This is a genomic window from Streptomyces sp. TE5632, assembly GCF_054061295.1.
On the sequence record NZ_JBSSEA010000003.1, the window covers coordinates 3,837,391 to 3,862,039 of the forward strand.

General features: G+C 70.0%; 20 protein-coding genes and 1 pseudogene. 7 read left to right on the forward strand and 14 right to left on the reverse strand.

The features are described 5' to 3' along the window. Nucleotides 1-33: 33 nt before the first annotated feature. Nucleotides 34-1,251 (reverse strand): PP2C family protein-serine/threonine phosphatase, encoded by a 1,218-nt coding sequence (locus ACVW19_RS22860; RefSeq protein WP_457461339.1) that lies wholly within the window; start codon nt 1,249-1,251, stop codon nt 34-36. Between the two features lie 305 nt (nt 1,252-1,556). On the opposite strand from ACVW19_RS22860, the pseudogene ACVW19_RS22865 reads away from it, so the two are divergent. Continuing rightward, a pseudogene (locus tag ACVW19_RS22865) lies at nt 1,557-2,575 on the forward strand (tyrosine-type recombinase/integrase); the annotation flags it as partial. 7 nt (nt 2,576-2,582) lie between these two features. Here the strand turns inward: ACVW19_RS22865 and sodN are convergent. Beyond that, nucleotides 2,583-2,978: a superoxide dismutase, Ni gene (gene sodN, locus ACVW19_RS22870; RefSeq protein ID WP_003992892.1), complete on the reverse strand. Its 396-nt coding sequence runs from the start codon at nt 2,976-2,978 to the stop codon at nt 2,583-2,585. Nucleotides 2,979-3,123: 145 nt separating this feature from the next. On the opposite strand from sodN, the gene sodX reads away from it, so the two are divergent. Continuing rightward, on the forward strand, nt 3,124-3,558 hold the full coding sequence (gene sodX / locus ACVW19_RS22875; protein WP_457461341.1) for a nickel-type superoxide dismutase maturation protease: 435 nt from the start codon (nt 3,124-3,126) through the stop codon (nt 3,556-3,558). Here the strand turns inward: sodX and ACVW19_RS22880 are convergent. Continuing rightward, nucleotides 3,441-4,091, reverse strand: a complete 651-nt coding sequence (locus ACVW19_RS22880; protein ID WP_457461343.1) for a CGNR zinc finger domain-containing protein — start codon at nt 4,089-4,091, stop codon at nt 3,441-3,443. The two genes, sodX and ACVW19_RS22880, sit on opposite strands and share 118 nt — an antisense overlap. A 100-nt stretch (nt 4,092-4,191) precedes the next feature. On the opposite strand from ACVW19_RS22880, the gene ACVW19_RS22885 reads away from it, so the two are divergent. Continuing rightward, complete coding sequence (locus tag ACVW19_RS22885; protein WP_457461345.1) at nt 4,192-4,965, forward strand: class I SAM-dependent methyltransferase; 774 nt, start codon at nt 4,192-4,194, stop codon at nt 4,963-4,965. A 90-nt stretch (nt 4,966-5,055) separates the two neighbouring features. Here ACVW19_RS22885 and ACVW19_RS22890 read toward each other — a convergent pair whose 3' ends face one another. The 3 genes from ACVW19_RS22890 to ACVW19_RS22900 form a co-directional block, all read right to left on the reverse strand. After that, nucleotides 5,056-5,808: an amino acid ABC transporter ATP-binding protein gene (locus ACVW19_RS22890; protein WP_457464741.1), complete on the reverse strand. Its 753-nt coding sequence runs from the start codon at nt 5,806-5,808 to the stop codon at nt 5,056-5,058. A gap of 68 nt (nt 5,809-5,876) precedes the next feature. Beyond that, nucleotides 5,877-6,815, reverse strand: coding sequence for an amino acid ABC transporter permease (locus ACVW19_RS22895; RefSeq protein ID WP_457461347.1), 939 nt, complete (start codon nt 6,813-6,815; stop codon nt 5,877-5,879). A 32-nt stretch (nt 6,816-6,847) separates the two neighbouring features. After that, complete coding sequence (locus tag ACVW19_RS22900) at nt 6,848-7,810, reverse strand: ABC transporter substrate-binding protein (protein WP_457461349.1); 963 nt, start codon at nt 7,808-7,810, stop codon at nt 6,848-6,850. A gap of 583 nt (nt 7,811-8,393) precedes the next feature. On the opposite strand from ACVW19_RS22900, the gene ACVW19_RS22905 reads away from it, so the two are divergent. Together ACVW19_RS22905 and ACVW19_RS22910 are read left to right on the forward strand one after the other, a co-directional pair. Then, complete coding sequence (locus ACVW19_RS22905; protein WP_457461350.1) at nt 8,394-9,632, forward strand: NAD(P)-dependent malic enzyme; 1,239 nt, start codon at nt 8,394-8,396, stop codon at nt 9,630-9,632. Nucleotides 9,633-9,821: 189 nt separating this feature from the next. Next, nucleotides 9,822-10,787: a zinc-binding dehydrogenase gene (locus tag ACVW19_RS22910; RefSeq protein ID WP_457461351.1), complete on the forward strand. Its 966-nt coding sequence runs from the start codon at nt 9,822-9,824 to the stop codon at nt 10,785-10,787. Nucleotides 10,788-10,909: 122 nt separating this feature from the next. Here the strand turns inward: ACVW19_RS22910 and ACVW19_RS22915 are convergent, their stop codons facing one another. From ACVW19_RS22915 to ACVW19_RS22945, 7 genes are all read right to left on the reverse strand, one after another. Further along, nucleotides 10,910-11,953: a helix-turn-helix transcriptional regulator gene (locus tag ACVW19_RS22915; protein ID WP_457461352.1), complete on the reverse strand. Its 1,044-nt coding sequence runs from the start codon at nt 11,951-11,953 to the stop codon at nt 10,910-10,912. Nucleotide 11,954: 1 nt separating this feature from the next. Then, nucleotides 11,955-12,845, reverse strand: a complete 891-nt coding sequence (locus ACVW19_RS22920) for a DUF4097 family beta strand repeat-containing protein (protein WP_457461353.1) — start codon at nt 12,843-12,845, stop codon at nt 11,955-11,957. Between the two features lie 413 nt (nt 12,846-13,258). Further along, the gene (locus ACVW19_RS22925) at nt 13,259-13,441 is read right to left on the reverse strand and encodes a DUF6104 family protein (protein WP_019058231.1); all 183 of its coding nucleotides are present in this window, start codon (nt 13,439-13,441) and stop codon (nt 13,259-13,261) included. A gap of 90 nt (nt 13,442-13,531) precedes the next feature. After that, a complete protein-coding gene (locus ACVW19_RS22930) occupies nt 13,532-17,362 on the reverse strand; it encodes a multifunctional oxoglutarate decarboxylase/oxoglutarate dehydrogenase thiamine pyrophosphate-binding subunit/dihydrolipoyllysine-residue succinyltransferase subunit (RefSeq protein ID WP_457461355.1) in 3,831 nt (1,276 codons plus the stop codon). A gap of 291 nt (nt 17,363-17,653) precedes the next feature. Beyond that, entirely contained in the window at nt 17,654-18,766 is a 1,113-nt protein-coding gene (locus tag ACVW19_RS22935; protein WP_457461357.1) for a HAMP domain-containing sensor histidine kinase, read from the reverse strand. Further along, a complete protein-coding gene (locus tag ACVW19_RS22940; RefSeq protein WP_202277501.1) occupies nt 18,763-19,503 on the reverse strand; it encodes a response regulator transcription factor in 741 nt (246 codons plus the stop codon). Before ACVW19_RS22940 ends, ACVW19_RS22935 begins: the two co-directional genes overlap by 4 nt. Before the next feature lie 122 nt (nt 19,504-19,625). Continuing rightward, on the reverse strand, nt 19,626-20,339 hold the full coding sequence (locus tag ACVW19_RS22945) for a spermidine synthase (protein WP_457461359.1): 714 nt from the start codon (nt 20,337-20,339) through the stop codon (nt 19,626-19,628). Between the two features lie 173 nt (nt 20,340-20,512). Here ACVW19_RS22945 and lon point away from each other — a divergent pair, with 173 nt between their 5' ends. Continuing rightward, nucleotides 20,513-22,945: an endopeptidase La gene (gene lon, locus ACVW19_RS22950; protein ID WP_457461361.1), complete on the forward strand. Its 2,433-nt coding sequence runs from the start codon at nt 20,513-20,515 to the stop codon at nt 22,943-22,945. Nucleotides 22,946-23,039: 94 nt separating this feature from the next. On the opposite strand, the gene ACVW19_RS22955 is transcribed toward lon, so the two are convergent. Then, nucleotides 23,040-23,867 (reverse strand): lysozyme, encoded by an 828-nt coding sequence (locus ACVW19_RS22955; protein WP_457461362.1) that lies wholly within the window; start codon nt 23,865-23,867, stop codon nt 23,040-23,042. A 216-nt stretch (nt 23,868-24,083) separates the two neighbouring features. On the opposite strand from ACVW19_RS22955, the gene ACVW19_RS22960 reads away from it, so the two are divergent. Beyond that, on the forward strand, nt 24,084-24,578 hold the full coding sequence (locus tag ACVW19_RS22960; protein WP_457461364.1) for a MarR family winged helix-turn-helix transcriptional regulator: 495 nt from the start codon (nt 24,084-24,086) through the stop codon (nt 24,576-24,578). Nucleotides 24,579-24,649: the final 71 nt, after the last annotated feature.

Consider the following 24,649-nt stretch of genomic DNA (forward strand, 5'->3'; position numbering starts at 1 on the left):
TACGCGCGCGACAGGCGCCGACCGTGAGTCCGGTCAGTCGGCGCCGCGCCACTCGATGAGCAGGAGCGTCGCGTCGTCCGTCGTGATCCCGCCCCGTGCCCGTCTGAGCGTGTGGGAGAGGGAACGGGCCACGGCCCGGATCTCATACGCCGTACGTTCGATGCGGTCCACCCAGCCGATGAGCTGTTCCTCACCGAATTCCTCACCACCGGCATCGTGCTCCTCGATCAACCCGTCGGTGAAGCACATGATCCGGTCTCCGGGGTCGAGGGCCAGTTCATTGATCCGGGGCTCGTGACCGCCGAAGCCGACAGGGAGCGTCGTCGGGCCGCGGAGCCGCCGGACAACACGGTGTCCGCGGATCAGCAGGGGGGCGGGATGTCCCGCGTTGACCCACTGGACACGGCCCGTCATTGTGTCGAGCCGCATCATCTGAGCGGTCACGAAGTGGTCGGGGCCGAACTGCTCGGCGATGGCCCGGTCCATGAACGCATAGATCTCCGGCAGACCGACGCTGATCCGTCGGGCATGCCGGTAGGCACCGATGGCCACCGTGGCCATCGTGGCGGCGTCCAGGCCGTGCCCCATTGCGTCGACCATGGCCACATGCAGCACGTCACCGTTGAGGGCGTAGTCGAAGCTGTCGCCGGCCACGTCGTAGGCGGGCTCCAGCATTCCGGCCAACATGACCCGAGGCGTGGACATGGCCAGCGGCGGCAACAGCGACCACTGGATCTCCGCCGCCACACTCATCGGTTCTCTGCGCCGGACCCGGAAGAACAGATCGGTGTACCCGTGCTTGGTCACCAGCGTGTCGGCCACCAGAGCGGCGATCCTGCGCAGCAGCCGCCGGTCGGCGTCGTGGACGCCGTTCAGAGTGACGGCCATGACGCCCATCTGGTCGCCGCCGCCCAGCAGAGGCAGGTAGACCCGCACGCCGTCGGCCTGTGGAACCTCGACACGACGCGCCTCCCGAAAGGCGCGACCGGCATCGGAGCCGTCGATCGGCTGCGGGTCCCCGGCCGTCAGTCCGTCGCCCGGCAGGGGCACAAGCCACACCTGCCCGTAGTCCTGCAAGAAGATCGAGATCTCGCGGCCGCCGAGCCTGCCCACCTGCCGTGCGACGAGCGGACCGAGCAGCTGGGCGGGCAACTCGTGCCCTTGGTCCAGCAGAGTCCCCAGAAGCTCTTCCCCGAACCCCTCCGGCCGGTCCGTGCCTTCTCCACTGCCCTGCCGCTCACCGTCCGTCATCGCCGTGGCCCCGGTGGGCGCTCTGATGGCTCCGCACGAAGAAACTGTGCACACGAACTCCCGACGCAGCCTGACCGATCAGAGCAGCGTGCGACCGCCGCCCGATCCAACCGGGCCATTGCTCCGATCCCGTCGCCACGACCGGGCCACCGACCTGTGGCCGCCGACCCCGCTCTCGTTCGGCGAGGGCTGGCACAACCTCTATCACGCCGACCCCACCCGCGCCCGGCACGGCGTCGACCGCGGTCGGATCGACCTCTCCGCCGCGTTCGTCCGCCTCCTCGAACGCCTCGGCTGGGTCTGCGACGTGGGGCCAGTACGTCGATCCGCGCGCCGGACGGAGCTCGTTCGAGAAGTGCGCGAAGAAGTGGGAGGAGTCGCTCATCGCGGTCGAGACAGCCGAGCGCATCACCGACAACGCGCTGCGGCCGCACTTGGTCCCGGCGCTCGGCTCCCGAGCCATGGCGGCGATACGCCGCAACGACATACAGGTGCTGTTCGAGAGCCTGTCCGAACAGTTCGGCCCCGGCAGCGTGCGTAACGTCTACGACGCCCTCGTGCGTGTCATGAGCGCAGCCGTCGAGGACAAGGTCATCGCGTCAAGCCCGTGCCCCCGGATCAGCCTCCCGCCGATGGCGGACGAGGAGGTCACCCCGCCCACGGTCGCCCAGGTCGAGGCCATGACCCGGGTGATGCCGCCGTAATTCGCGCGGCCATCGTCACTCGCGCCGGATCAGGCTCGCGTACAGGCGAGCTGCTCGGCCTGGAGATGCCGGACGTCGACTTCGAAGCCGGCGCCGTCCGCGTCGAGCGCCGGCGGCTCCAGTCGGGGAAGGTAGGCCCGCCGAAGACCGCCAAATCCCGGCGTACGGTGCCGGTCGGCGAGATCGTTACCGACGCCCTCCCCGAGCACCTGGCCGCAAGGCCCTCCAAGGGGTGGCTGTTCACGATGGAGGAGGGCGAGTCCCTCGACTGTCGCCGTCGGAAGACGGGGTGGAACTGTGCCCGCAGGGCTCGGCAAGCGGAGGAGAACGAGGCGGCCGGACGCGAGGGGCGCAAGCCCGGCGAGCTGCCCCACATGGGGACCCACGACCTGCGGCACTACTACGCCTCCGCGCTCATCGCCGGCGGAGCGAGCGTCAAACAGGTGCAGCTGGTCCCCGGCCACGCGTCCGCCGTCATCACGCTGCGGATCTACGCGCACCTGTGGCCGGGCGAAGAAGACCGCACCCGGACCGTCATGGACGCCATGCTCGGCGGCCTGCGGACCGGGTGCGGACAGGGAGACGCTGCAACCAAGGTAATCGCAGGTCAGAGGGCATGATCGACGATCAGGCCTTCTTCGTCTCCCAGAAGATCTTGTCGATCTGGGCGATGTAGTCCAGCGCCTTCTGGCCGGTGGCCGGGTCGGTCGAGCCCTTGGCGGCCGACAGGGCCTTCAGGGTGTCGTTGACCAGCTGGTGCAGCTCCGGGTACTTCTCGAAGTGCGGGGGCTTGAAGTAGTCGCTCCACAGCACGGAGACGTGGTGCTTCGCCAGCTCGGCGCGCTGCTCCTTGATGACGGTGGCGCGGGCCTGGAAGTGCGGGTCGTCGTTGCCGGCCATCTTTTCCTGGACGGCCTTCACCGACTCGGCCTCGATGCGGGCCTGGGCAGGGTCGTACACGCCGCAGGGCAGGTCGCAGTGGGCGCTGACCTTGACCTTGGGGGCAAACAGGCGGGAAAGCATGGAGCAATCCTTCCTCGTGATCGTCTTCTCACAGGGGACATTACTCCGTGAAGGAGTGGATTCGGCGAGTGCCCCCGGGGGCCTAGGACAAAAGTCGGGGGACAGACTGAGACTGGTGGAGGAAGAACCGGGGAGGTGCCGGGTGATGCCGGAGCTGTCGCAGGATGCCGAGCGGGCGGGGGCGCCGCTGCCCTTCGGGGTGGCCGAGGTGACGGGGCCGTCCATGGTGCCCACGCTGCACCACGGGGACCGGCTCCTGGTGCATTACGGGGCCCGGATCAAGCCGGGCGACGTGGTGGTGCTGCGGCACCCGTTCCAGCAGGATCTGCTCGTGGTGAAGCGGGCCGCCGAACGGCGCGGGGGCGGCTGGTGGGTGCTGGGGGACAACACGTACGCCGGCGGTGACAGCACCGACTACGGGGTGGTGCCCGACGACCTGGTGCTCGGCCGGGTCCGTCTGCGCTACCGGCCGCGCACACCGGGTCGGCGGTCGCCGCTGGCGCTGGCGGGCTGGGCGCTGTCGGCGGTGCGGCCGGTGTTCTCCGTCCGCTCGGCCTCCAGGCGTTTGCGGGCGCGGTAGGCGGCCACGTTGGCCCGGGTGGCACAGCGGTCGGAACAGTAGCGCCGGGAGCGGTTGGTCGAGGTGTCGAGGTAGGCGTTGCGACAGGGCGGGGCCTCGCACAGACCGAGGCGGTCCACGCCGTACTCGGTGAGGTGGAAGGCGAGGCCCATCGCGGCGATGGCGGCGTAGCCGGCGGTCGCGTTGGACGGATGGTCGGCCAGGTGCATGTGCCACAGCGGACGGCCGTCGTCGTCACGGAAGTCGTGCCCGGAGATCTGCGGGCTCACCGGGAACTCCAGCAGCAGCGAGTTCAGCAGGTCGACGGAGAGTGTCTCGTCGCCGCCGTCCGCCGCCTCGAAGACCGCGCGCAGCCGGGCCCGGACCGAGCGGAACCGGGTCACGTCCGCATCGGTCGCGCGCCGCGCCGCGGACTGGTTGGCGCCGAACAGGGCGCGCACGGCCTCCACCGAGGTCAGGGTGTCCTTGCCCCGGGCCGGTTCCTCGGTGTTGACGAGGCGCACGGCGTAGTCCGAGTAATAGGCCAGTTCCACTTGTAGTCCTTACGTGGTGGCTTTATGGTCGTGTCAGCGGTTGAGTAACAGGCGATCGTGCTTACAGGGTATTACGTGACGTGGGTGAAGGAGCGGATTCATGACGGACGCGGACACCGGGACCACCACCGCCGCCGACTGGCCTGCCTGGCAGAAGAGCTGGGACCGGCAGCAGGAGTGGTACATGCCCGACCGCGAGGAGCGGCTGCGGGTCATGCTCGACATGGTGGAGGCCGTCGTCGGCACCTCCCCGCGCGTGCTGGACCTCGCGTGCGGCACGGGAACCATCACGGCCCGCCTGCTCGCCCGGTTCCCGGACGCCACCAGCACCGGCGTCGACCTGGACCCGGCGCTGCTCACCATCGCCGAGGGCACCTTCGCGGGCGACCCGCGGGTCACCTTCGTGACGGCCGACCTGAAGGACCCCGACTGGCCGACGGGGCTCCCCCACGACTCCTACGACGCCGTGCTGACCGCGACCGCCCTCCACTGGCTGCACAACGAACCCCTCGCGGATCTCTACGGACAGGTCGCCGGCCTCGTCCGTGGCGGCGGTGTCTTCATGAACGCGGACCACATGATCGACGAGACGACCCCCGGGATCAACGCGGCCGAGCGCGCCCTGCGCCACGCACGCATGGATCAGGCCAAACGGGACGGCGTCCTCGACTGGGCCGAATGGTGGCAGCTCGCCGCCGAGGACCCCGTCCTCGCCGAGCCCACCGCCCGCCGCTTCGAGATCTACGGCGAGCACGCCGACGGTGACATGCCGTCCGCGGCGTGGCACGCGCGCGTGCTGCGCGAGAAGGGGTTCGCCGAGGCCCGCCCGGTGTGGTGCTCCCCCTCGGACACCCTGCTGCTGGCGCTCAAGTGAGCCACGCGGATCCATGGCGAAGGGGCGGTACGGATCTCCGTACCGCCCCTTCGCCATGGGCCGTCGCCCCGTGCGTACCCGTGCGCGGTGTCAGAGCACCTTGGACAGGAACGACTTCGTGCGCTCGTGCTGCGGGTCGGTCAGGACGTCGCGCGGATGGCCGGACTCGACCACCACGCCGCCGTCCATGAAGACCAGGCTGTCGCCCACCTCGCGGGCGAAGCCCATCTCGTGGGTGACGACGATCATGGTCATGCCCGACTCGGCCAGGTCGCGCATGACGTCGAGGACGTCACCGACCAGCTCCGGGTCGAGCGCCGAGGTCGGCTCGTCGAACAGCATCAGCTTGGGGTCCATGGCGAGCGCCCGCGCGATCGCCACGCGCTGCTGCTGGCCGCCGGAGAGCTGGGAGGGGTAGTTCCCGGCCTTGTCGGCCAGGCCCACGCGCTCCAGCAACTGCCCCGCGCGCTCCCGGGCCTGCCCCTTGCTCACGCCCTTCACCTGCACCGGCGCCTCGATGACGTTCTCCAGCGCCGTCATGTGCGGGAACAGGTTGAAGCGCTGGAAGACCATGCCGATGTCCCGGCGCTTCAGCGCGACCTCGCTGTCCTTGAGCTCGTACAGCTTGTCGCCCTTCTGGCGGTAGCCGACCAGCTCACCGTCGACGTACAGACGCCCGGCGTTGATCTTCTCGAGGTGGTTGATACACCTCAGGAAGGTGGACTTGCCGGAGCCGGAGGGTCCGATGAGGCAGAACACCTCACCGGACTTCACCTCCAGGTCGATGCCCTGGAGGACGTCCACGGGACCGAAGGACTTGTGGACGCCCTCGGCCTTGACCATGGGAACGGAGGAATCCCGCGCGGGTGCGTCCGTCCCGCCCGGCCTGCCGGCCTTGCTCAGCTTGTCGGTCATGCCGCGCCTCCCTTCGGGCGGCCGAGGGCCAGCATGTTGGCCTTCACCTTCTGCCACGGTGTCGCCGGCAGCTGACGGAGGGAGCCGCGGGCGTAGTAACGCTCCAGGTAGTACTGGCCGACGCTGAAGACCGAGGTCAGCAGCAGGTACCAGGCCGCGGCCAGGAACAGCATCTCGACCGGGGCACCGGAGGTCTGGCCGATGTCCTGGGCGGCGCGGAACAACTCGGGGTACTGGACGACCGACACCAGCGAGGTCGTCTTCAGCATGTTGATGACCTCGTTGCCCGTGGGCGGCACGATCACGCGCATCGCCTGCGGGACGACGATGCGGCGCAGCGTCTTCGCGTGGCTCATGCCCAGCGCGTGCGACGCCTCCGTCTGGCCCTCGTCGACCGAGAGCAGGCCGGCCCGGCAGATCTCCGCCATGTACGCGGCCTCGTTGAGGCCGAGGCCGAGCAGTGCCGTCAGGAACGGGGTCATGAAGTCCGACCACTCGTCCCGGTAGACCGGCCCGAGGTTGATGTACTCGAAGACCAGGCCCAGGTTGAACCAGACGATCAGCTGTACCAGGACCGGGGTGCCGCGGAAGAACCAGATGTAGAACCACGCGATCGACGAGGTCACCGGGTTCTTCGACAGGCGCATCACGGCCAGCAGGATGCCGCCGACGATACCGATCGCCATGGCCAGCACGGTGAGCAGCAGCGTCTTGCCCACACCGCTGAGGACGCGGTCGTCGAAGAAGTAGGCCGGGATCGTGCCCCAGTCGATCTTGCCCTGGGAGAACGCGTAGATGATGGCGCCCAGCAGGGCGAGGGCGACGACGGCGGAGACGTACCGTCCGTAGTGCCGGACCGGAATGGCCTTGATGGCCTCCGGGCCGGCCGGTGGTGTGTCGGCCGGCCCTGTCGTCTTGTCGATGTCAACAGTCACGGGTGTTGCCTTTCAGTGCCGCGAGCCCGCGGTCACTTGCCGCCGTTGATGGTGGCTTCGTCGACTGAGCCCTCCGCGACGCCCCACTTGTCCATGATCTTCTTGTACTCGCCGTTCTCGATCAGCGCATTCAGCGCGGCCTTGAGCGCGTCCCGCAGCTCGGTGTTGCTCTTGGCGACCGCGATGCCGTACGGGGCGGCCTCGACCTGCTCGCCGACCAGCTCGAAGTCCTTGCCGCCACCGGAGGTCTTCACGGCGTACGCGGCGACCGGGAAGTCGGAGGAACCGGCGGTGGCGCCGCCCGAGCGCAGGCGGGTCTGGGCCTGCTGGTCGTTGTCGAAGGCCTCGATGGCGATCTTCTTGCCGGCCGGGCACTTCGCGTTCTCGGCCTTGGCGAGGTCCTCCGAGACCGTGCCGCGCTGCAGCACGACCTTCTTGCCGCACAGGTCGGACCAGGTCTTGATGCCCTGGTCGTCACCCTTCTTGGTGTAGATCGAGACACCGGCCGTGAAGTAGTCCACGAAGTCGACGCCCTCGCCGACCTTCTTGCCGGTCTCGGCGTCGATGCCCTCCTGGCGGTCCTTGGTGTCGGTCATCGCGGACATGGCGATGTCGTACCGCTTGGAGCGCAGGCCCGTGATCAGGGTGTCGAAGGTGCCGTTCTCGAACTCGAACGTCACGCCGAGCTGCTTGCCCATGGCGGCCGCGAGGTCGGGGTCGATGCCGACCACCTTGCCGGAGTCGTCCTTGAACTCGACCGGTGCGTACGCGATGTCCGAACCGACCTTGATGACGCCCTTGTCGCGGATCGACTGGGGCAGCTTGTCGGCCAGCGGGGCGGCGCTCGTCGACGCGGTGTCGCTGCTGTCCGAGCCGTTGTCCTGGGTCTGGTCACCGCAGCCGGTGATGAGCAGAGTGCCTGCGACCGCGATCGCGCCGACCGCTGCCAGTCGGGACTTGGCGGCGGGGGTACGACGGGTGGTGCGTGCGGCCATGGTGGTTCCTCCGGCGGATGAGTGGAATGCCGATGGGTTCGGCCACTGCCGATGGGGGCCGGCAGTGCCGCGGGTCGACGAGAGCACACGTCTTCGAGTGTCGCGACCTCGTGTGATTACCGCATCTTGCCATTCGGACTGCTCCGTCCAGTGGGGTCGCCATGTCAAAATCGGATAACGGGTGGCGCTCGAACCGCATTGATTCGTTCCAATACGGCCGGACGGTCTGCAGGAATACTCCGTTCCGACGGGAAGATCTCCGGCGCATGGCGTGGTATCGGTCGCCCGGCCATGGCGTTTGCCATGTCTCGAGCGTTTGTCAACCACCTGTCGGTAGATTGTCCTGAAATCAGGTGATGAACACCGGCGCCCGTATGTGATCTTTGCGTTATGGACTCGTCGCCGAAGGCGTCCGTCCGGTAAGAAGGTGCTTTACACCCCTCATCCGGGGATCCAGGGCGCGTGTGCGGCGCGCCCGTCGCGTCTGTGCCCGGCGTATCACCCCACGGGCCCTGCGCGGTCCCGCCCGCTCCTCACCCGGAGCGGCAACCCTCAGACCAAGAACGATTAAGGGGTCAACCAAGTGGCAGCGGAGATTGTCAATCCTCGCAGCGACAGCGAAAGCCAGAACGGTCATACGGAACAGGACGGCGGGGCCGAGCCCCTGGAGTCCATCGACCCGGCATTCGCGCTGCACCGCGGCGGCAAGATGGCTGTGCAGGCCACCGTGCCGCTCCGTGACAGGGACGATCTGTCCCTGGCGTACACGCCCGGCGTCGCGAAGGTGTGCAGCGCGATCGCCGAGCAGCCGGAACTCGTCCACGACTACACCTGGAAGTCCTCGGTCGTCGCCGTCGTCACCGACGGTACGGCCGTGCTGGGACTCGGTGACATCGGCCCCGAGGCCTCCCTCCCCGTGATGGAGGGCAAGGCGATCCTCTTCAAGCAGTTCGGCGGCGTGGACGCGGTTCCGCTCGCGCTGAGCACCACCGACGTGGACGAGATCGTCGAGACCGTGGTCCGGCTCGCTCCGTCCTTCGGCGGGGTGAACCTGGAGGACATCTCGGCGCCCCGGTGCTTCGAGATCGAGCGTCGGCTGCAGGAGCGGCTGGACATCCCGGTCTTCCACGACGACCAGCACGGCACGGCGATCGTGTCGCTGGCGGCGCTGCGCAACGCGGCGCGGCTGAGCGGGCGGGCGCTGGGCGATCTGCGGGCCGTGATCTCGGGCGCCGGCGCGGCCGGTGTCGCGATCGCCAAGATGCTGGTCGAGGCCGGGATCGGCGATGTCGCGGTGGCCGACCGCAAGGGCGTCGTCTCGCGCGAGCGCGACGACCTCACGCCGATCAAGCGGGAGGTGGCGGCGTTCACGAACAAGGCCGGCATCTCCGGTTCGCTGGAGACCGCGCTGGACGGGGCCGACGTCTTCATCGGCGTCTCCGGCGGCACGGTGCCGGAGTCGGCGGTGGCGTCGATGGCGAAGGGCGCCTTCGTCTTCGCCATGGCCAACCCCGAGCCCGAGGTGCACCCGGAGATCGCGCACAAGTACGCGGCGGTCGTGGCCACCGGACGGTCGGACTTCCCGAACCAGATCAACAACGTGCTGGCGTTCCCGGGGATCTTCGCGGGGGCGCTGCAGGTGCGTGCCTCGCGGATCACCGAGGGGATGAAGCTGGCGGCGGCCGAGGCGCTGGCGTCGGTGGTGGGGGACGACCTCTCCGCCGACTACGTCATTCCGTCCCCGTTCGACGAGCGGGTCGCTCCGGCGGTGACCGCGGCGGTGGCCGCGGCCGCCCGTGCGGAGGGCGTCGCCCGCCGCTGAGACGCGCGGAGCTGTGTCGGCCCCGTCCTCGGGTGGACGGGGCCGACTGCTTTTCCCGGCGGCCGGGCACACGGCGTGGGCCGGGGTGCGGGCGGGGCGCCGGGGTGCGGTGCGGCGTGCCGGCAAGAAGGTGTGTCTCACAGCGCCGCGTTGTTCCGTCAAAGGGACGGGCGGCCTATCGTCAAGGTCATGTTCGCTGTCTACGCCGCCAGAATCGACCGTGACCAGCCGCTTTCCGGTCTGGAGCTGGGAGAGCGTCCGGCTCCCGAGGCCCGTCCCGGCTGGAGCACCGTGACCGTGAAGGCCGCCTCCCTCAACCATCATGACCTGTGGTCCCTGCGGGGCGTGGGCCTCGGGGAGGACAAACTGCCCATGATCCTCGGCTGCGACGCCGCCGGGATCGACGAGGACGGCAACGAGGTCGTCCTGCACTCCGTGATCGGACAGACCGGCCACGGGGTGGGTCCGAACGAGCCCCGGTCGATCCTGACGGAGCGCTACCCCGGCACGTTCGCCGAGCAGGTCGCCGTGCCCACCTGGAACATCCTGCCCAAGCCGAAGGAACTGTCCTTCGAGGAGGCGGCCTGCCTGCCCACGGCCTGGCTGACCGCCTACCGGATGCTGTTCACCAACGCCGGGGTGCGGCCCGGTGACTCCGTCCTGGTGCAGGGGGCCGGCGGAGGCGTCGCCACCGCCGCGATCGTGCTGGGCAGGGCCGCGGGGCTGCGGGTGTTCGCCACCAGCCGGGACGAGGCGAAGCGGAAGCGGGCCGTGGAACTGGGCGCGGTGGAGGCGCTGGAGCCCGGGGCCCGGCTGCCGCAGCGGGTCGACGCGGTCATCGAGACGGTGGGGGCCGCGACCTGGTCCCACTCGGTGAAGTCGCTGCGGCCCGGCGGCACGCTGGTGATCTCCGGCGCCACCAGTGGCGACCGGCCCTCGCACGCCGAGCTCACCCGGGTCTTCTTCCTGGAACTCAAGATCGTCGGGTCGACGATGGGCACCAGGGACGAACTGGAGGACCTGCTCGCCTTCTGCGCCGCCGCCGGGGTGCGGCCCGTCATCGACGAGGTGCTGCCCATGGACCGGGCGCGGGAAGGCTTCGAGCGGATGGAGGCGGGCGGGCAGTTCGGGAAGATCGTGCTCACGGCTCCGTAGGTTCGCGGCTCTCAGGGCGCGCGGTTCCTCTCCACGGCCGGTCCGGATTCCGGACCGGCCGTAGGAACCGATCACGAGGCCACCCACGAGTCCCTGACGAGGGTCCTGTACGGGGAGGCGGGTCAGGGCTTCGGGGCGCGCAGGAGGGCTCCGATGTGGGCTGCCGCCGTGGACAGATGGCGACGGGCGTCGCGGAGCTGGTCCGGGGTGATCCCGTGGTCGCGGGTCGCGTCGCGGATGTCGTCCCGGAACCGGTCCAGCAGCCGGTCCAGGTCCCGCGCGGGGTCGCCGGTGGAGTCCGCGGCGCCCTCGTGCGCCCAGGCCGGGGTGTAGTCGGCCGGGAAGTCCTCCGGGGTCTGGGAGTACGACGGTCCGGGCGCCGGGGTGCCGCTCTCCGTACCGGTGCGGCCGAAGCCGAAGTCCTTGCCGAACTCGCCCACCTCCTTGACCAGTTCACCCAGTCCCTCGCGCAGTCCGGTCGGCCAGTCGCCGCGTGAGAAGTGGTCCTGCATCTGCTCCTGCACCCGCCGGGCGATGCGCTGCACCTCCTCCTGGGCCTGGGCGGTGGCCCGGTCCTGGGCCTCCTTGGCCTGACGGCGGGCGCGCTGAGCCTCGTCACGGGCGCGGCGGCTCTCGTCCTTGGCGCGCCGGGCCTGCTCCTTCCACTCCTGCTTGGCGCGCCGCATCTCCTCCTTGGCGGCTTGCCAGGCATCCTTCTCGCCGAGGCCCGTGAAGTCGCCGGGGCCGGGTTCGGCCTCCGTCTCCGCGTCCCGCCCCTGGCGGGCCTGGCCGGCGGCGGCCCGCATCTCGCGGCGCAGGTCGCCGGCCGCGCCGCGGACATCGGCCTGGATCTCGGCGGCGAGTTCGGCGACCGACTCCCGGATCTCCAGCTCCAGATCGGCCAGCTCACCACTGCGGTCGGCCAGTTCGGCGCGGCCGGCGTCCGTGATGGAGTACACCTTGCGGCCGCCCTCGGTGGCGTGGGTGACCAGGCCCTCCGCCTCAAGCTTGGCCAGGCGCGGGTAGACCGTGCCCGCCGACGGTGCGTACAGCCCCTGGAAGCGCTCCTCGAGGAGGCGGATCACCTCGTAGCCGTGGCGCGGGGCCTCGTCCAGCAGCTTCAGCAGGTAGAGACGGAGGCGTCCGTGAGCGAAGACGGGGGCCATGTCAGAGCACCTTCTTGTCAGTCGTGCCGTCAGCCGTTCCGTCAGCCGTGGCGTCGGCCGGTGCGTCCCACGGCTCGCTCTCCTCCTCGCGGGGCGGGCGGCGCAACAGGGCGATGGAACCGGAGACGGTGGTGGCCCGCAGCTTGCCGTTGCCCTCGCCCAGCCGGCCGGTGATCTTGTGGGCGCCCCACTGGCCGTGCACCCGCAGGCCGTCGAAGGCGTTGGAGACGGCGCCGCTCGCCGTGTTGGCCTCGACCTCCGCGTCCGCCGGATCGGGCAGTCGGATCGCGATCTCGCCGGAGACGCTGGCCAGCCGGATGTCGGTGGGACCGTCGGGAGCGAGGTCCACGATCATGGAGCCGCTGACCGAGTCCGCCCGCACGGTGGACCCGGACCCGTCGACCACGGTGAGGTCGCCGGATACCGAGTTGAACCGCAGGTCACCGGTGACGGACTGGGCCTCGACGTTCCCGGACACCGTGTCCGCGCGGACCGGGCCGGAGAGGGCGACCAGCGTCGTGTCGCCCGTGACTCCCCGGACCACCGACGGCCCTTTGACCCCGGAGACCACGGCCCCGGCACCGACCACCCCCACCTCGACCCGCGCCTGCGCCGGAACCGCCAGCGAGACCACCGCGCTGCGGTGCCGTCCCCTGCGGTCCAGCCACTTGAGGAAGTCCTTCCAGGGCAGGTCCTCGTAGGCCACCGTGAGGGTGCCGCCCTGCTGGGTGACCACCAGGGGTGGTCCCTCGATCTCGGAGACCTCCAGGCGGGCGGAACCTTCGTCCGTACCCACCACGTTCACCGTTCCGTTGACGATGCGTATGTGGAGCTCGCTCACTGGCTCGTCGAACGTGAGCTTCGCGGGCTCCGAGATGGACCTTTCGGACATGGTGGAACCTCCTGGGCCGGACTGCCTGACTGCCGGACGGCGAGGCGACGGGACGGCCGACCGGGAGTGGCGCCGGCGACGGACGCCCGGCACGCAAGAACCCCGACGCGCCATATCGCGTCTCACGTAATTCACGATATATCGCGGTCGGGGAAAGTCAAGACACTCGTTCTGGTGATCAGTCCTCATGCAGGAGGGGCGAACTGCCCTGATGTACTGCCATGTCGGCGGAACGATCCCAGGCCGGAGGCCGGGGGCGGGGCCGACCGGGAGCGGCGAGAGGAGCCGGAGCGCGGCGGGGCGCTCCGGTCGGCTCATGGCGCCCTGCGCCCGGCCCGCCCACGCCTTCACCCACCCGCGCTGCTGAAGCCCCCTGCGCGGCTGAAAGCCCGCCCGCGCGACTGGAATGCCTGCTACTCGTCGTCCTCGTCGTCGTCCAGCCGGGCCAGCCAGGTCGCCAGGCGCTCCACCGGCACCTCGAAGTCGGGGTTGAGGTCGACGAACGTCCGCAGCTGCTCGGCGAGCCACTCGAAGGTGACCTCCTCCTCGCCGCGCCGCTTCTCCAGTTCCTCGATGCCACGGTCCGTGAAGTACATGAGGACAAGGATATGTGTGCGCAAACGGGCCGGGCCGCACCCCCCGAAGAGGGGTGCGGCCCGGCCGGGAACGACCCGTGACGGCGTCGGTCAGGCGTCGAACACCTCACGCACCAGCTGCTCCTGCTCGGCCTGGTGCCGCTTCGCGGAACCGACGGCCGGGGACGAGCCGTGCGGACGCGAGATGCGGCGCAGACGCTCGTCGTGCGGGACGTCGGCGCCGACGGCCAGGTCGAGGTGGTCGATCAGGTTGAGCGCGATGAACGGCCAGGCACCCTGGTTCGCCGGCTCCTCCTGGGCCCACAGGTACTTCTCGGCGTTCGGGTACTTCTTGATCTCCGCCTGGAGCTCGGTACCCGGCAGCGGGTACAGGCGCTCGAGGCGGATGATCGCCGTGTCCGTGATGCCGCGCTTCTGCCGCTCGGCGTCCAGGTCGTAGTAGACCTTGCCGGCGGTGAAGACGACCTTCCTGACCGCGGCCGGGTCGACCGAGTCGTCGCCGATGACCGGGCGGAACTGGCCCGTGGTGAACTCCTCCGCCTTCGAGGCCGCCGCCTTCAGGCGCAGCATCGACTTCGGAGTGAAGACGACCAGCGGCTTGTGGTGCGGGTTGTGCACCTGCCACCGCAGGAGGTGGAAGTAGTTCGACGGGAGGGTCGGCATCGCGACCGTCATGTTGTTCTGCGCGCAGAGCTGCAGGAACCGCTCCGGGCGGCCCGAGGAGTGGTCCGGGCCCTGACCCTCGTAGCCGTGCGGCAGGAGCAGGGTCACACCGGAGGTCTGGTTCCACTTCTGCTCGGCCGACGAGATGAACTCGTCCACGACCGTCTGCGCGCCGTTGACGAAGTCGCCGAACTGCGCCTCCCACATCACGAGTGCGTCGGGGCGGGCCAGCGAGTAGCCGTACTCGAAGCCCATCACCGCGTACTCGGAGAGCAGGGAGTTGTAGACGTTGTACCGGGCCTGGTCCTCGGACAGGTACAGCAGCGGCGTGAACTCGGCACCCGTCTCGCGGTCGATGACGACCGCGTGGCGCTGGCCGAAGGTGCCGCGCTGCGAGTCCTGGCCGGAGAGCCGGACCGGGACGCCCTCCAGGAGCAGCGAGCCGACCGCGAGGGTCTCGCCCATGCCCCAGTCGATCGTGCCGTCCTCGACCATCGCCGCCCGGCGCTGCAGCTGCGGCAGCAGACGCGGGTGGATGGTGACGTGGTCGGGGATGTTGACCTGCGACTCGGCGATCCGCTTGACGACCTCGGAGGTGACCGCCGTGTTCACCGCCACCGGGAACTGGGCCTGCGGCTCCGAGGGCTCGACGGCCGACGGCTGGGACGCCGCCTCGCGGACCTCGGTGAAGACCTTCTCCAGCTGGCCCTGGTAGTCCTGCAGCGCCTGCTCGGCCTCTTCCAGGGTGATGTCACCGCGACCGATGAGGGACTCGGTGTACAGCTTGCGCACCGAGCGCTTCTTGTCGATCAGGTCGTACATCAGCGGCTGCGTGAAGGCCGGGTTGTCCGACTCGTTGTGACCGCGGCGGCGGTAGCAGATGAGGTCGATCACCACGTCCTTGTTGAACGCCTGGCGGAACTCGAAGGCCAGCCGCGCGACGCGGACCACGGCCTCCGGGTCGTCGCCGTTCACGTGGAAGATCGGGGCCTCGATCATGCGGGCCACGTCCGTCGCGTACATCGACGAGCGCGAGGACTCGGGAGCGGCGGTGAAGCCGACCTGGTTGTTGATGACCACGTGGACCGTGCCGCCGGTGCGGTAGCCCCGCAGCTGCGACATGTTCAGGGTCTCGGCCACCACGCCCTGGCCCGCGAAGGCCGCGTCGCCGTGGATCACCACCGGCAGGACGGTGAAGTCCGTGCCGCCCTTGCCGATGATGTCCTGCTTGGCGCGCACGACGCCTTCCAGGACCGGGTCCACCGCTTCCAGGTGCGAGGGGTTGGCGACCAGGGAGACCCTGATCTGCTCGCCGTCGAGACCGGTGAAGGTGCCCTCGGCGCCCAGGTGGTACTTCACGTCGCCGGAGCCGTGCATCGACTTCGGGTCGAGGTTGCCCTCGAACTCGCGGAAGATCTGCGCGTACGACTTGCCCACGACGTTGGCCAGCACGTTCAGCCGGCCGCGGTGGGCCATGCCGATGACGACCTCGTCGAGACGGGACTCGGCGGCCGAGTCCAGAACGGCGTCCAGCAGCGGGATGACGGACTCGCCGCCCTCCAGGGAGAAGCGCTTCTGGCCGACGTACTTGGTCTGCAGGAAGGTTTCGAACGCCTCCGCGGCGTTCAGCCGGCGCAGGATGCGCAGCTGCTCCTCGCGCTCCAGGTTGGAGTGCGTGCGCTCCACGCGGTCCTGGATCCACTTGCGCTGCTTCGGGTCCTGGATGTGCATGAACTCGATGCCGGTGGTGCGGCAGTACGAGTCGCGCAGCACACCCAGGATGTCGCGCAGCTTCATCAGGGTCTTGCCCGAGAAACCGCCGACCGCGAACTCGCGCTCCAGGTCCCAGAGGGTGAGCCCGTGCTCGGTGATGTCCAGGTCGGGGTGCTTGCGCTGGCGGTACTCCAGCGGGTCGGTGTCGGCCATGACGTGGCCGCGGACCCGGTAGGAGTGGATCAGCTCGAAGACGCGGGCGGCCTTCGTGACGTCGTCGTCGTGGGAGGCGTCGATGTCCTTGAGCCAGCGGACCGGCTCGTAGGGGATGCGCAGCGCCTCGAAGATCTCGTCGTAGAAGTCCTTCTCGCCGAGCAGGAGGTTCGCGACCGCGCGCAGGAACTCGCCGGAGGCGGCACCCTGGATCACCCGGTGGTCGTAGGTCGACGTGAGCGTCATGACCTTCGAGATGCCGAGCTTGTTGAGGGTGTCCTGGCTGGTGCCCTGGAACTCCGCCGGGTAGTCCATGGAGCCGACGCCCATGATCACCGACTGGTTGGGCATCAGGCGCGGCACGGAGTGGACGGTGCCGAGGCCGCCGGGGTTGGTCAGCGAGACGGTGACACCGGTGAAGTCGGCCATCGTCAGCTTGTTCTCGCGGGCGCGACGGACGATGTCCTCGTAGGCCTGCCAGAACTCGAAGAAGTTCAGCGTCTCGGCCTTCTCGATGCCCGCGACGACCAGCTGGCGGTCGCCGTTCGGCTTGACCAGGTCGATGGCGAGGCCGAACTTGATGTGCTCCGGCTTCACCAGGGTGGGCTTGCCGTCCACCTTCGCGTAGTGCCAGTTCATCGACGGCATCGCCTTGATGGCCTGGACCATCGCGTAGCCGATGAGGTGCGTGAAGGAGATCTTCCCGCCGCGGGCACGCTTGAGGTGGTTGTTGATGACGATGCGGTTGTCGAACAGGAGCTTCACCGGGAGTGCGCGCACGGACGTGGCCGTGGGCACCTCCAGCGAGGCGTCCATGTTCTTCGCGACGGCCGCGGACGGACCGCGCAGCGTCACCTGCTCGGGGCCCTGCTTGGCCTCGTCGGCGGGCTGCGCCTTGGCGGCCGGGGCCTTCGCTGCGGCGGGCTTGGCGGGGGCGGCCTGGGCGGGGGCCGGGGCGGCCTTCGCCGGAGCGGGCACCTGCGCCGGGGCCTTGGCGGCCGGTGCCGCGGCGGCGGGCTGCGGGGCGGAGGGCGGCGCGGGGGCGGGCGCGGGCGTGGCGGCGGGCTGGGCCGGAGTGGCCGGCGGAGCCGTCGTCGTGCCCGCGGTCCCCGTGGACGCGTTGCTCACCGGAGCAGAAGCCTGGGGCGCCCCCGGCTTGTAGTCGGCGAAGAAGTCCCACCAGGCCCGGTCGACCGAGTTCGGGTCCTGGAGGTACTGCTGGTAGATCTCGTCGACGAGCCATTCGTTGGCACCGAAGGCCGCAGCGGGGTTCTTGCCCGCTTGGTCGGTGTCGGTCGAGATGCTCGAGTTACTGGGGGACTGTGGCGACACGGCGTCAACCGCCCTCTTCCGCTTCACAAGATGATGGACAGCGGAAATTAAGGCTACGCCTCCAAGAGCGGGAAGGTCAGGTCGGGCCCGTTCAACGTCGCGTAAGTCACATCTCGGAGGGCGTTTCGGCGTGGGAAATGGCGGGAAACAAGCCTGGTTCCGCTTCTTCGGGCTGCGTCGGGCATGGGTCGGTCACGGCCCGGCGCACTCGCGACCCGGGTCTTTGCCTGATCACACGTGTCCGCCAGGGCGAACACGTGTGGATCTTGCGACTCGGCTTCGAACCTTACGTCAACCTGACACGGGAGACGCTCCCGGAAGAGTGATAAGGATCCGGCAACCACGCTCGGATTCGGCCACCCCGATCCGTCCGCCGTGGAGATCGACGGCCCAGCGGGCGATCGCCAGACCGAGACCGGTGCCGCCGTCGCTGCCCGGGCCGTGCGGCAGATTCACGCTGCCGCGGTTGAATCGCTCGAAGACGCGGTGCCATTCGGTCCGCGGAATGCCGGGTCCCTCGTCCAGGATTTCCAGCCGCAGCGAATCCGGCTGCGTTCCGGGCCGCGCCCTGACCGTCACATGGCCGTGCGGCGGACTGTGCTTGACCGCGTTGTCGATGAGGTTGGCGACCACCTGGTGGATGCGCTCCGGGTCGACGTGCGCGGTGAGCTCCGGCGGCGAGACGTCGAGGCGCAGATAGACGTCCGTACGGGTGTGGCTGCCGGAGCCGGTGGCCATGCCCGCACGCGCGGAGGCGACCATGTTGGCTTCCTTGAGCACGCCGGACAGATACGGCCACACCTCGAAGCGCTGCCGCTTCAGCGGGACGACACCGTTGTCCAGGCGGGACAGGTCGAGCAGCGTCTCCACCAGCCGGCCGAGCCGTTCGGTCTGCTTCAGCGCCGTGCGCATCGTCTCGGGGTCGGCCTCGGTGACGCCGTCGACGATGTTCTCCAGCACCGCGCGCAGCCCCGCGATCGGGGTGCGCAGCTCGTGCGAGACGTTGGCCACCAGTTCCTTGCGCTGATGGTCCTGGGCCTCCAGCTCGTCGGCCATGACGTTGATGGTCTGGGCCAGGTCGCCCAGCTCGTCCCGGCGGTTCTCCCGCACCCGGCGGGTGTAGTCGCCGTGCGAGATGGACCGGGCCACGGCGTTCATGTCGTCCAGCGGCGCGGTGAGCGAGTGCGCCACGAACTGCGTGATGAGCAGTGTGGCGATCATCGAGAAGACCGTGATGAAGCGCAGCTCGGTCTTGGTGTGCACCGCGATCATGGAGAGACCGGTGGTGATCAGCACCGAGATGACGACCAGCGCGCCCAGCTTGGTCTTGATCGAGAACGGGCGGACACCGCCCCAGGGACCGCGGTCCCCGGGGCCTCTCCGTGTGGCCGGCCGGTCGCTCACGGCGTCGGCGTCTCCAGGGCGTAGCCCACGCCGTGCACGGTGCGGATGCGCTCGGCGCCGATCTTCCGGCGCAGCGCCTTGATGTGGCTGTCGACGGTACGGGTGCCGGAGGCGTCCGCCCAGTCCCAGACCTCGGCCAGCAACTGCTCCCGGGAGAGCACCGCGCGGGGCGTGTTCGCCAGGCACACCAGCAGGTCGAACTCGGTGGGCGTCAGGTGGACGTCCTCACTGCGCACCCGCACCCTGCGCTGCGCGTGGTCGATCTCCAGCTCGCCCAGGCGCAGGATGCCGCTGCGCGGTGTGGTGGCGGCCAGGGCCGCCCGCTCCATGCGGCGCAGCAGTACGTGCACGCGGGCCGCCAGTTCCCGCATGGAGAACGGCTTGGTCATGTAGTCGTCGGCGCCGACGCCCAGCCCGACCAGCATGTCGGTCTCGTCGTCGCGCGCGGTCAGCATCATGACCGGCACCGGCCGCTGGGCCTGCACGCGCCGGCAGACCTCCAGGCCGTCGAAGCCCGGCAGCATGATGTCGAGGATCAACAGGTCGGGCTGCCACGCCTCCGCCGTGTCGACGGCGGACGGACCGTCGCCCGCCGTCTGCACCAGGAATCCCTCGGCACGAAGGCGGGTCGCGATGGCGTCCACGATCGTCGCGTCGTCCTCGACCACCAGGACCCGGCGTTGTGCGCCCGGAGTGGCCGCCGCCGTGCCGTTGTGGGAGGTGTGTGTCTGCTCCATCGCCCGCCCCTGAAGTGTGCTTTCCGGAATCCGTGGGGTGATCCGTCCCTGCGCATGACTGCGATTGACGCTTGAATGATCGGCGCCAAGGCAGCAGCGTACGGGGAGTCATCGCGCCTTTGCTATCCAGGGCGGACGCCGAGGTGCACGACGTCCGGAACGCCCCGGGCAACCGGGACCTCTTCGGTACGCACCTGCTGGAACCCGGCATTACGCAAGGTTTCTTCGAAATCCGGAGACGGCTTGGCCGACCACACCGCGAGCACCCCGCCGGGGTTCAACACCCTTGCGCAGGCCAGGAGTCCGGTGGGGGAGTAGAGCCCCTCATTGCCCTCGGTGACGATCCAGTCGGGCCCGTTGTCGATGTCGAGGCAGAGCGCGTCGAATGTGTCGGAAGTCTCATTGACGTACGCCACCAGGTCGGTCTCGACGATCGCCGTGCGGGGATCGGCGAGGGCGGGGGCGGAGACCGGGGCGAACGGAGGCAGCGGGCCCGCGCGGTGCCAGTCGATGACGGCGGGTTCGCGCTCCACCACGGTGATGCGCCCCCAGCGGGGCCGGGCGGCGGCGTGGGCGAGCGAGAAACCGACGCCGAGCCCGCCGATGAGGACGTGCGGGCCCGGCCGCGGACCGTGTCCCGCGCGGGTGTCGGCGGCGTCGAGTGCGGCCAGGGCGGCGTCGATCAGCCGTCGCTCCGAACGGCCGTCGGAGGTGTCCATCAAAAAGCAGCCGTTCGCGATGATCTGCAGCAGGCTGCCGTGCCGGCGGAGCACCACCTCCCCGTACGGGCCCTCGCGGCGGTCCAGGACTTCGGGAATGTCGTACGGGGTGGTCATGCGTTCATCCTGGCAGCACTTTCCGTTCGGCGGACCTGCGGGCCGGTGTCGTGCGGGAGTTCCTTCCGTCGCCCTCGCGAGTGATCGCTGAGAGCGAACGCGACCTGGGGAACATTCGGCGGTTCACGAGCATTGAGTCGATGAAGCTCAACTTGACTGCCTAAGGGGAGATCATGGCTGCTGAGTCCACATCGCTCGCCCTGCCTGTACTGCCGCTCGACGACGAGGTCGTGCTGCCCGGGATGGTGGTTCCGCTGGACCTGAGCGACTCCGAGGTGCGCGCCGCGGTGGAGGCCGCCCAGGCCGCCGCCGCGTCCGCGCCGGGCAAGCCCCGGGTCCTGCTGGTGCCGCGTCTCGACGGGACCTACGCCGGTACCGGCGTCCTGGGCACGGTCGAGCAGGTCGGCAGGCTGGCCGACGGCGACCCGGGCGCCCTGATCCGGGGCCGCGGCCGCGTGCGGATCGGCGCCGGGACCACCGGGCCGGGCGCGGCGCTGTGGGTGGAGGGCACCCGGATCGAGGAGACCGTGCCGGAGCCCCTGCCCGGACAGGTCGGCGAACTGGTCACGGAGTACAAGGCGCTCGCCACCGCCTGGCTGCGCAAGCGCGGCGCCTGGCAGGTCGTCGACCGGGTCCAGGCCATCGACGACGTCGCCGCCCTCGCCGACAACTCCGGTTACTCGCCCTTCCTGACCGTCGAACAGAAGGTGGCGCTGCTGGAGACCGCCGACCCGGTGGCCCGGCTGAAGCTCGCCACCCAGCAGCTCCGCGACCACCTCGCCGAGCAGGACGTCGCCGAGTCCATCGCCAAGGACGTCCAGGACGGCGTCGACAAGCAGCAGCGCGAGTTCCTGCTGCGGCGCCAGCTGGAGGCCGTACGCAAGGAACTGCGCGAGCTGAACGGAGAGGACGGCAAGGACTCCGCCGAGGAGTCCGACGACTACCGGGCCCGCGTCGAGGCCGCCGACCTGCCGGAGAAGGTGCGCGAGGCCGCCCTCAAGGAGGTCGACAAGCTGGAGCGCTCCTCCGACCAGTCGCCCGAGGGATCGTGGATCCGCACCTGGCTCGACACGGTCCTGGAGATGCCGTGGAACGAGCGAACCGATGACAGCGCTTCCGAGTACGACATCCGGGGCGCCCGGGCCGTGCTCGACGCCGAGCACGCGGGCCTGGAGGACGTGAAGGAGCGCATCACCGAGTACCTGGCGGTGCGCAAGCGGCGCGCCGAGCGCGGACTCGGCGTGGTCGGGGGCCGCCGCGGCGGTGCCGTGCTCGCCCTGGTGGGGCCGCCCGGCGTCGGCAAGACGAGCCTCGGCGAATCCGTCGCCCACGCGATGGGCCGGAAGTTCGTCCGGGTCGCCCTCGGCGGTGTCCGCGACGAGGCCGAGATCCGCGGCCACCGGCGTACGTACGTCGGCGCGCTGCCCGGCCGGATCGTGCGGGCGGTCAAGGAGGCCGGGTCGATGAACCCGGTGGTGCTGCTCGACGAGATCGACAAGGTGGGCTCGGACTTCCGGGGCGACCCGTCCGCCGCCCTCCTCGAAGTGCTGGACCCGGCGCAGAACCACACCTTCCGGGACCACTACCTGGAGGTCGAGCTGGACCTCTCGGACGTCGTGTTCCTCGCCACCGCCAACGTCCTGGAGGCCATTCCGGAGGCGCTGGCGGACCGGATGGAGATCGTCCGTCTGGACGGCTACACGGAGGACGAGAAGGTCGTCATCGCACGCGACCACCTGCTCCCGCGCCAGCTGGAGCGGGCCGGGCTCGCCGCGGACGAGGTCGACCTCGACGACGGCGCGCTGCGCAAGCTGGCCGGCGAGTACACCCGTGAGGCGGGCGTACGCACCCTGGAGCGGTCCATCGCGCGGCTGCTGCGCAAGGTCGCGGCCCAGCACGAACTGGGCGAGCGGGAGCTGCCGTTCACCGTCACGGAAGGGGATCTGCGAGGACTGATCGGCCGGCCGCACCACGTGCCCGAGTCCGCCCAGGACCCGGCCGAGCGCCGTACCGCCGTCCCCGGTGTCGCCACCGGGCTGGCGGTGACCGGCGCCGGCGGTGACGTCCTCTATGTGGAGGCGTCCCTGGCCGACCCGGAGACGGGCGCCGCCGGACTGACCCTGACCGGACAGCTGGGTGACGTGATGAAGGAGTCGGCGCAGATCGCGCTGAGCTTCCTGCGGTCGCACGGCGCCGAGCTGGAGCTGCCGGTGGCCGACCTGAAGGAACGGGGCGCGCACATCCACTTCCCGGCGGGTGCGGTGCCCAAGGACGGCCCCAGCGCCGGTGTCACGATGACCACCGCGCTGGCCTCGCTGCTCTCCGGGCGCCTGGTCCGCACGGATGTGGCGATGACCGGTGAGGTCTCGCTGACCGGGCGGGTGCTGCCGGTCGGCGGGGTGAAGCAGAAGCTGCTCGCCGCGCACCGGGCGGGGATCACCACCGTGATCATCCCCAAGCGCAACGAGCCCGACCTGGACGACGTCCCCGCCGAGGTGCTGGACGGGCTCGACGTCCACGCCGTCACCGACGTCCGCCAGGTCCTGGAGCTGGCGCTCGCGCCGGCGACGAACGGTGCGGCGCCGGAGGTTCCGGTGGCGGCTTGATCGCCGTCCGCCACCGGAAGGGCGGCGGCCCGGGTCCCGGGAGGGAGGCCCGGGCCGTCACCGGGCGGGGCGAGGGCAAAGGCGCGAGGCGGCGTCAGCCGAGCGCCAGCGCCCGCACCCGGTCGACCGTGCCGTTGAAGAGGTCGTGGTCCCCCACCGTCGGCCCGGTCGAGGTGTACTGCCACATCGTGTAGAAGTCCCAGCCCGCGGGCAGCTCACCCGCGGTGGAGGCGTACCGGGCGATCCACAGGGGATTGTCGGCGGCGAACCCGGCGTGGTTCCCGGTGCACTGCTTCCACCAGCTGGTCGCCGTGTAGATCACGGCGTGCCGGCCGGTGCGCTCCCGGTACTGGTCCAGGAAGTCGCCGATCCAGCTCACCATGGCGCTCTGCGACTTGCCGTAGCAGGCGTCCCCGTAGGGGTTCCACTCGATGTCGAGCACGCCCGGCAGTGTCATGCCGTCGCGTGACCAGGCGCCGCCGTGGTCGACGAAGTAGTCGGCCTGGGCGGCGCCGCTCGTCCTGTCGGGGGTCGCGAAGTGGTACGCGCCGCGGATCATGCCGATGTCGTACGAACCGTTGTACTGCTGCGTGTAATAGGGGTTCGTGTAGTACGTCCCCTCCGTGGCCTTCGCGTAGGCCCATTTGACCCCGCTGTCCCAGAGGGTCGACCAGGGCACGTCGCCCTGGTGGCTGGAGACGTCCACGCCCTCCGTCCAGGCGGTGCGGCTGGCGGGCGTGCCGTCCCGGCCGTCATGGGCGACGACGCCCATGCCCATGTGGGCGGAGCCGCGCGGTGGGACGTCGGGGGCGGCCGCCGTGGCCGCGGGTGTCGTGCGGGGAAGCGAGAGGATCGCGAGCAGGACCGCCGCGACGGTCGTGAACGCGCGTAGACGGGTGAAGCCGAATCTGTGCACGGGCATGACGTGTCTCCGAGGAACTTGGTGCGGGACCCTTGAGAAGAGGAAGCAAGGGAGGCGACGCACGCGGACCGCGACGTGAGCCCCGGGGGCGCCCAGGGCTCCCCGGGGATTCGGAAACCGCCGCCGGGCCGCGTCTGCGAAATACTTGCGGAGCCGCAGCGGCGTCGCCACTTGGCGGGAACACGGACGACCGGGAAAACCGAGGCAGGAACTGACGTGCACGAAGGCGGAAACGGCGGCGCAGAGGACACCTTGTCCGAGGCGCCCGCAAGCGGTGTGGAACAGCCTGGATTCCTCGCTCTGGAACGGGAGTTGACGGTGCTGCTGCGTCGCGCCAGGGCCAGCCAGGGCGAGATGTCCCGCGAGGTCCATCCGGACCTGGAACCGTCCGCGTACGGTCTGCTCGTCCGTCTGGATGAGTGCGGCAAGCAGCGGGCCACCGAACTCGCCGCCTACATCGGCGTCGGCAAGGCGACGATGTCGCGTCAGCTGCACGCCCTGGAGGAGCTCGGGCTCGTCACCCGCGAGCCGGACCCGGCCGACGGCCGCGCCTGGCTGGTCGCCCTCACCCCGGAGGGCCGGGACCGGGTGAGCAGGGTCCGCGAGGCCCGCCGCGCGCGCTACGCCCGCCGCCTCGCCGACTGGGACACCGGCGAGGTCACGGAACTCGCCCGGCTGCTGCACCAGCTGAACCGCGGGACGGACAGGTGACCGGAGCGCCGTTCGAGGCAACTCGGCGCCGTCCTGGGGATGTAGGGCATCGTTCGGAGTAATCCGAGTAA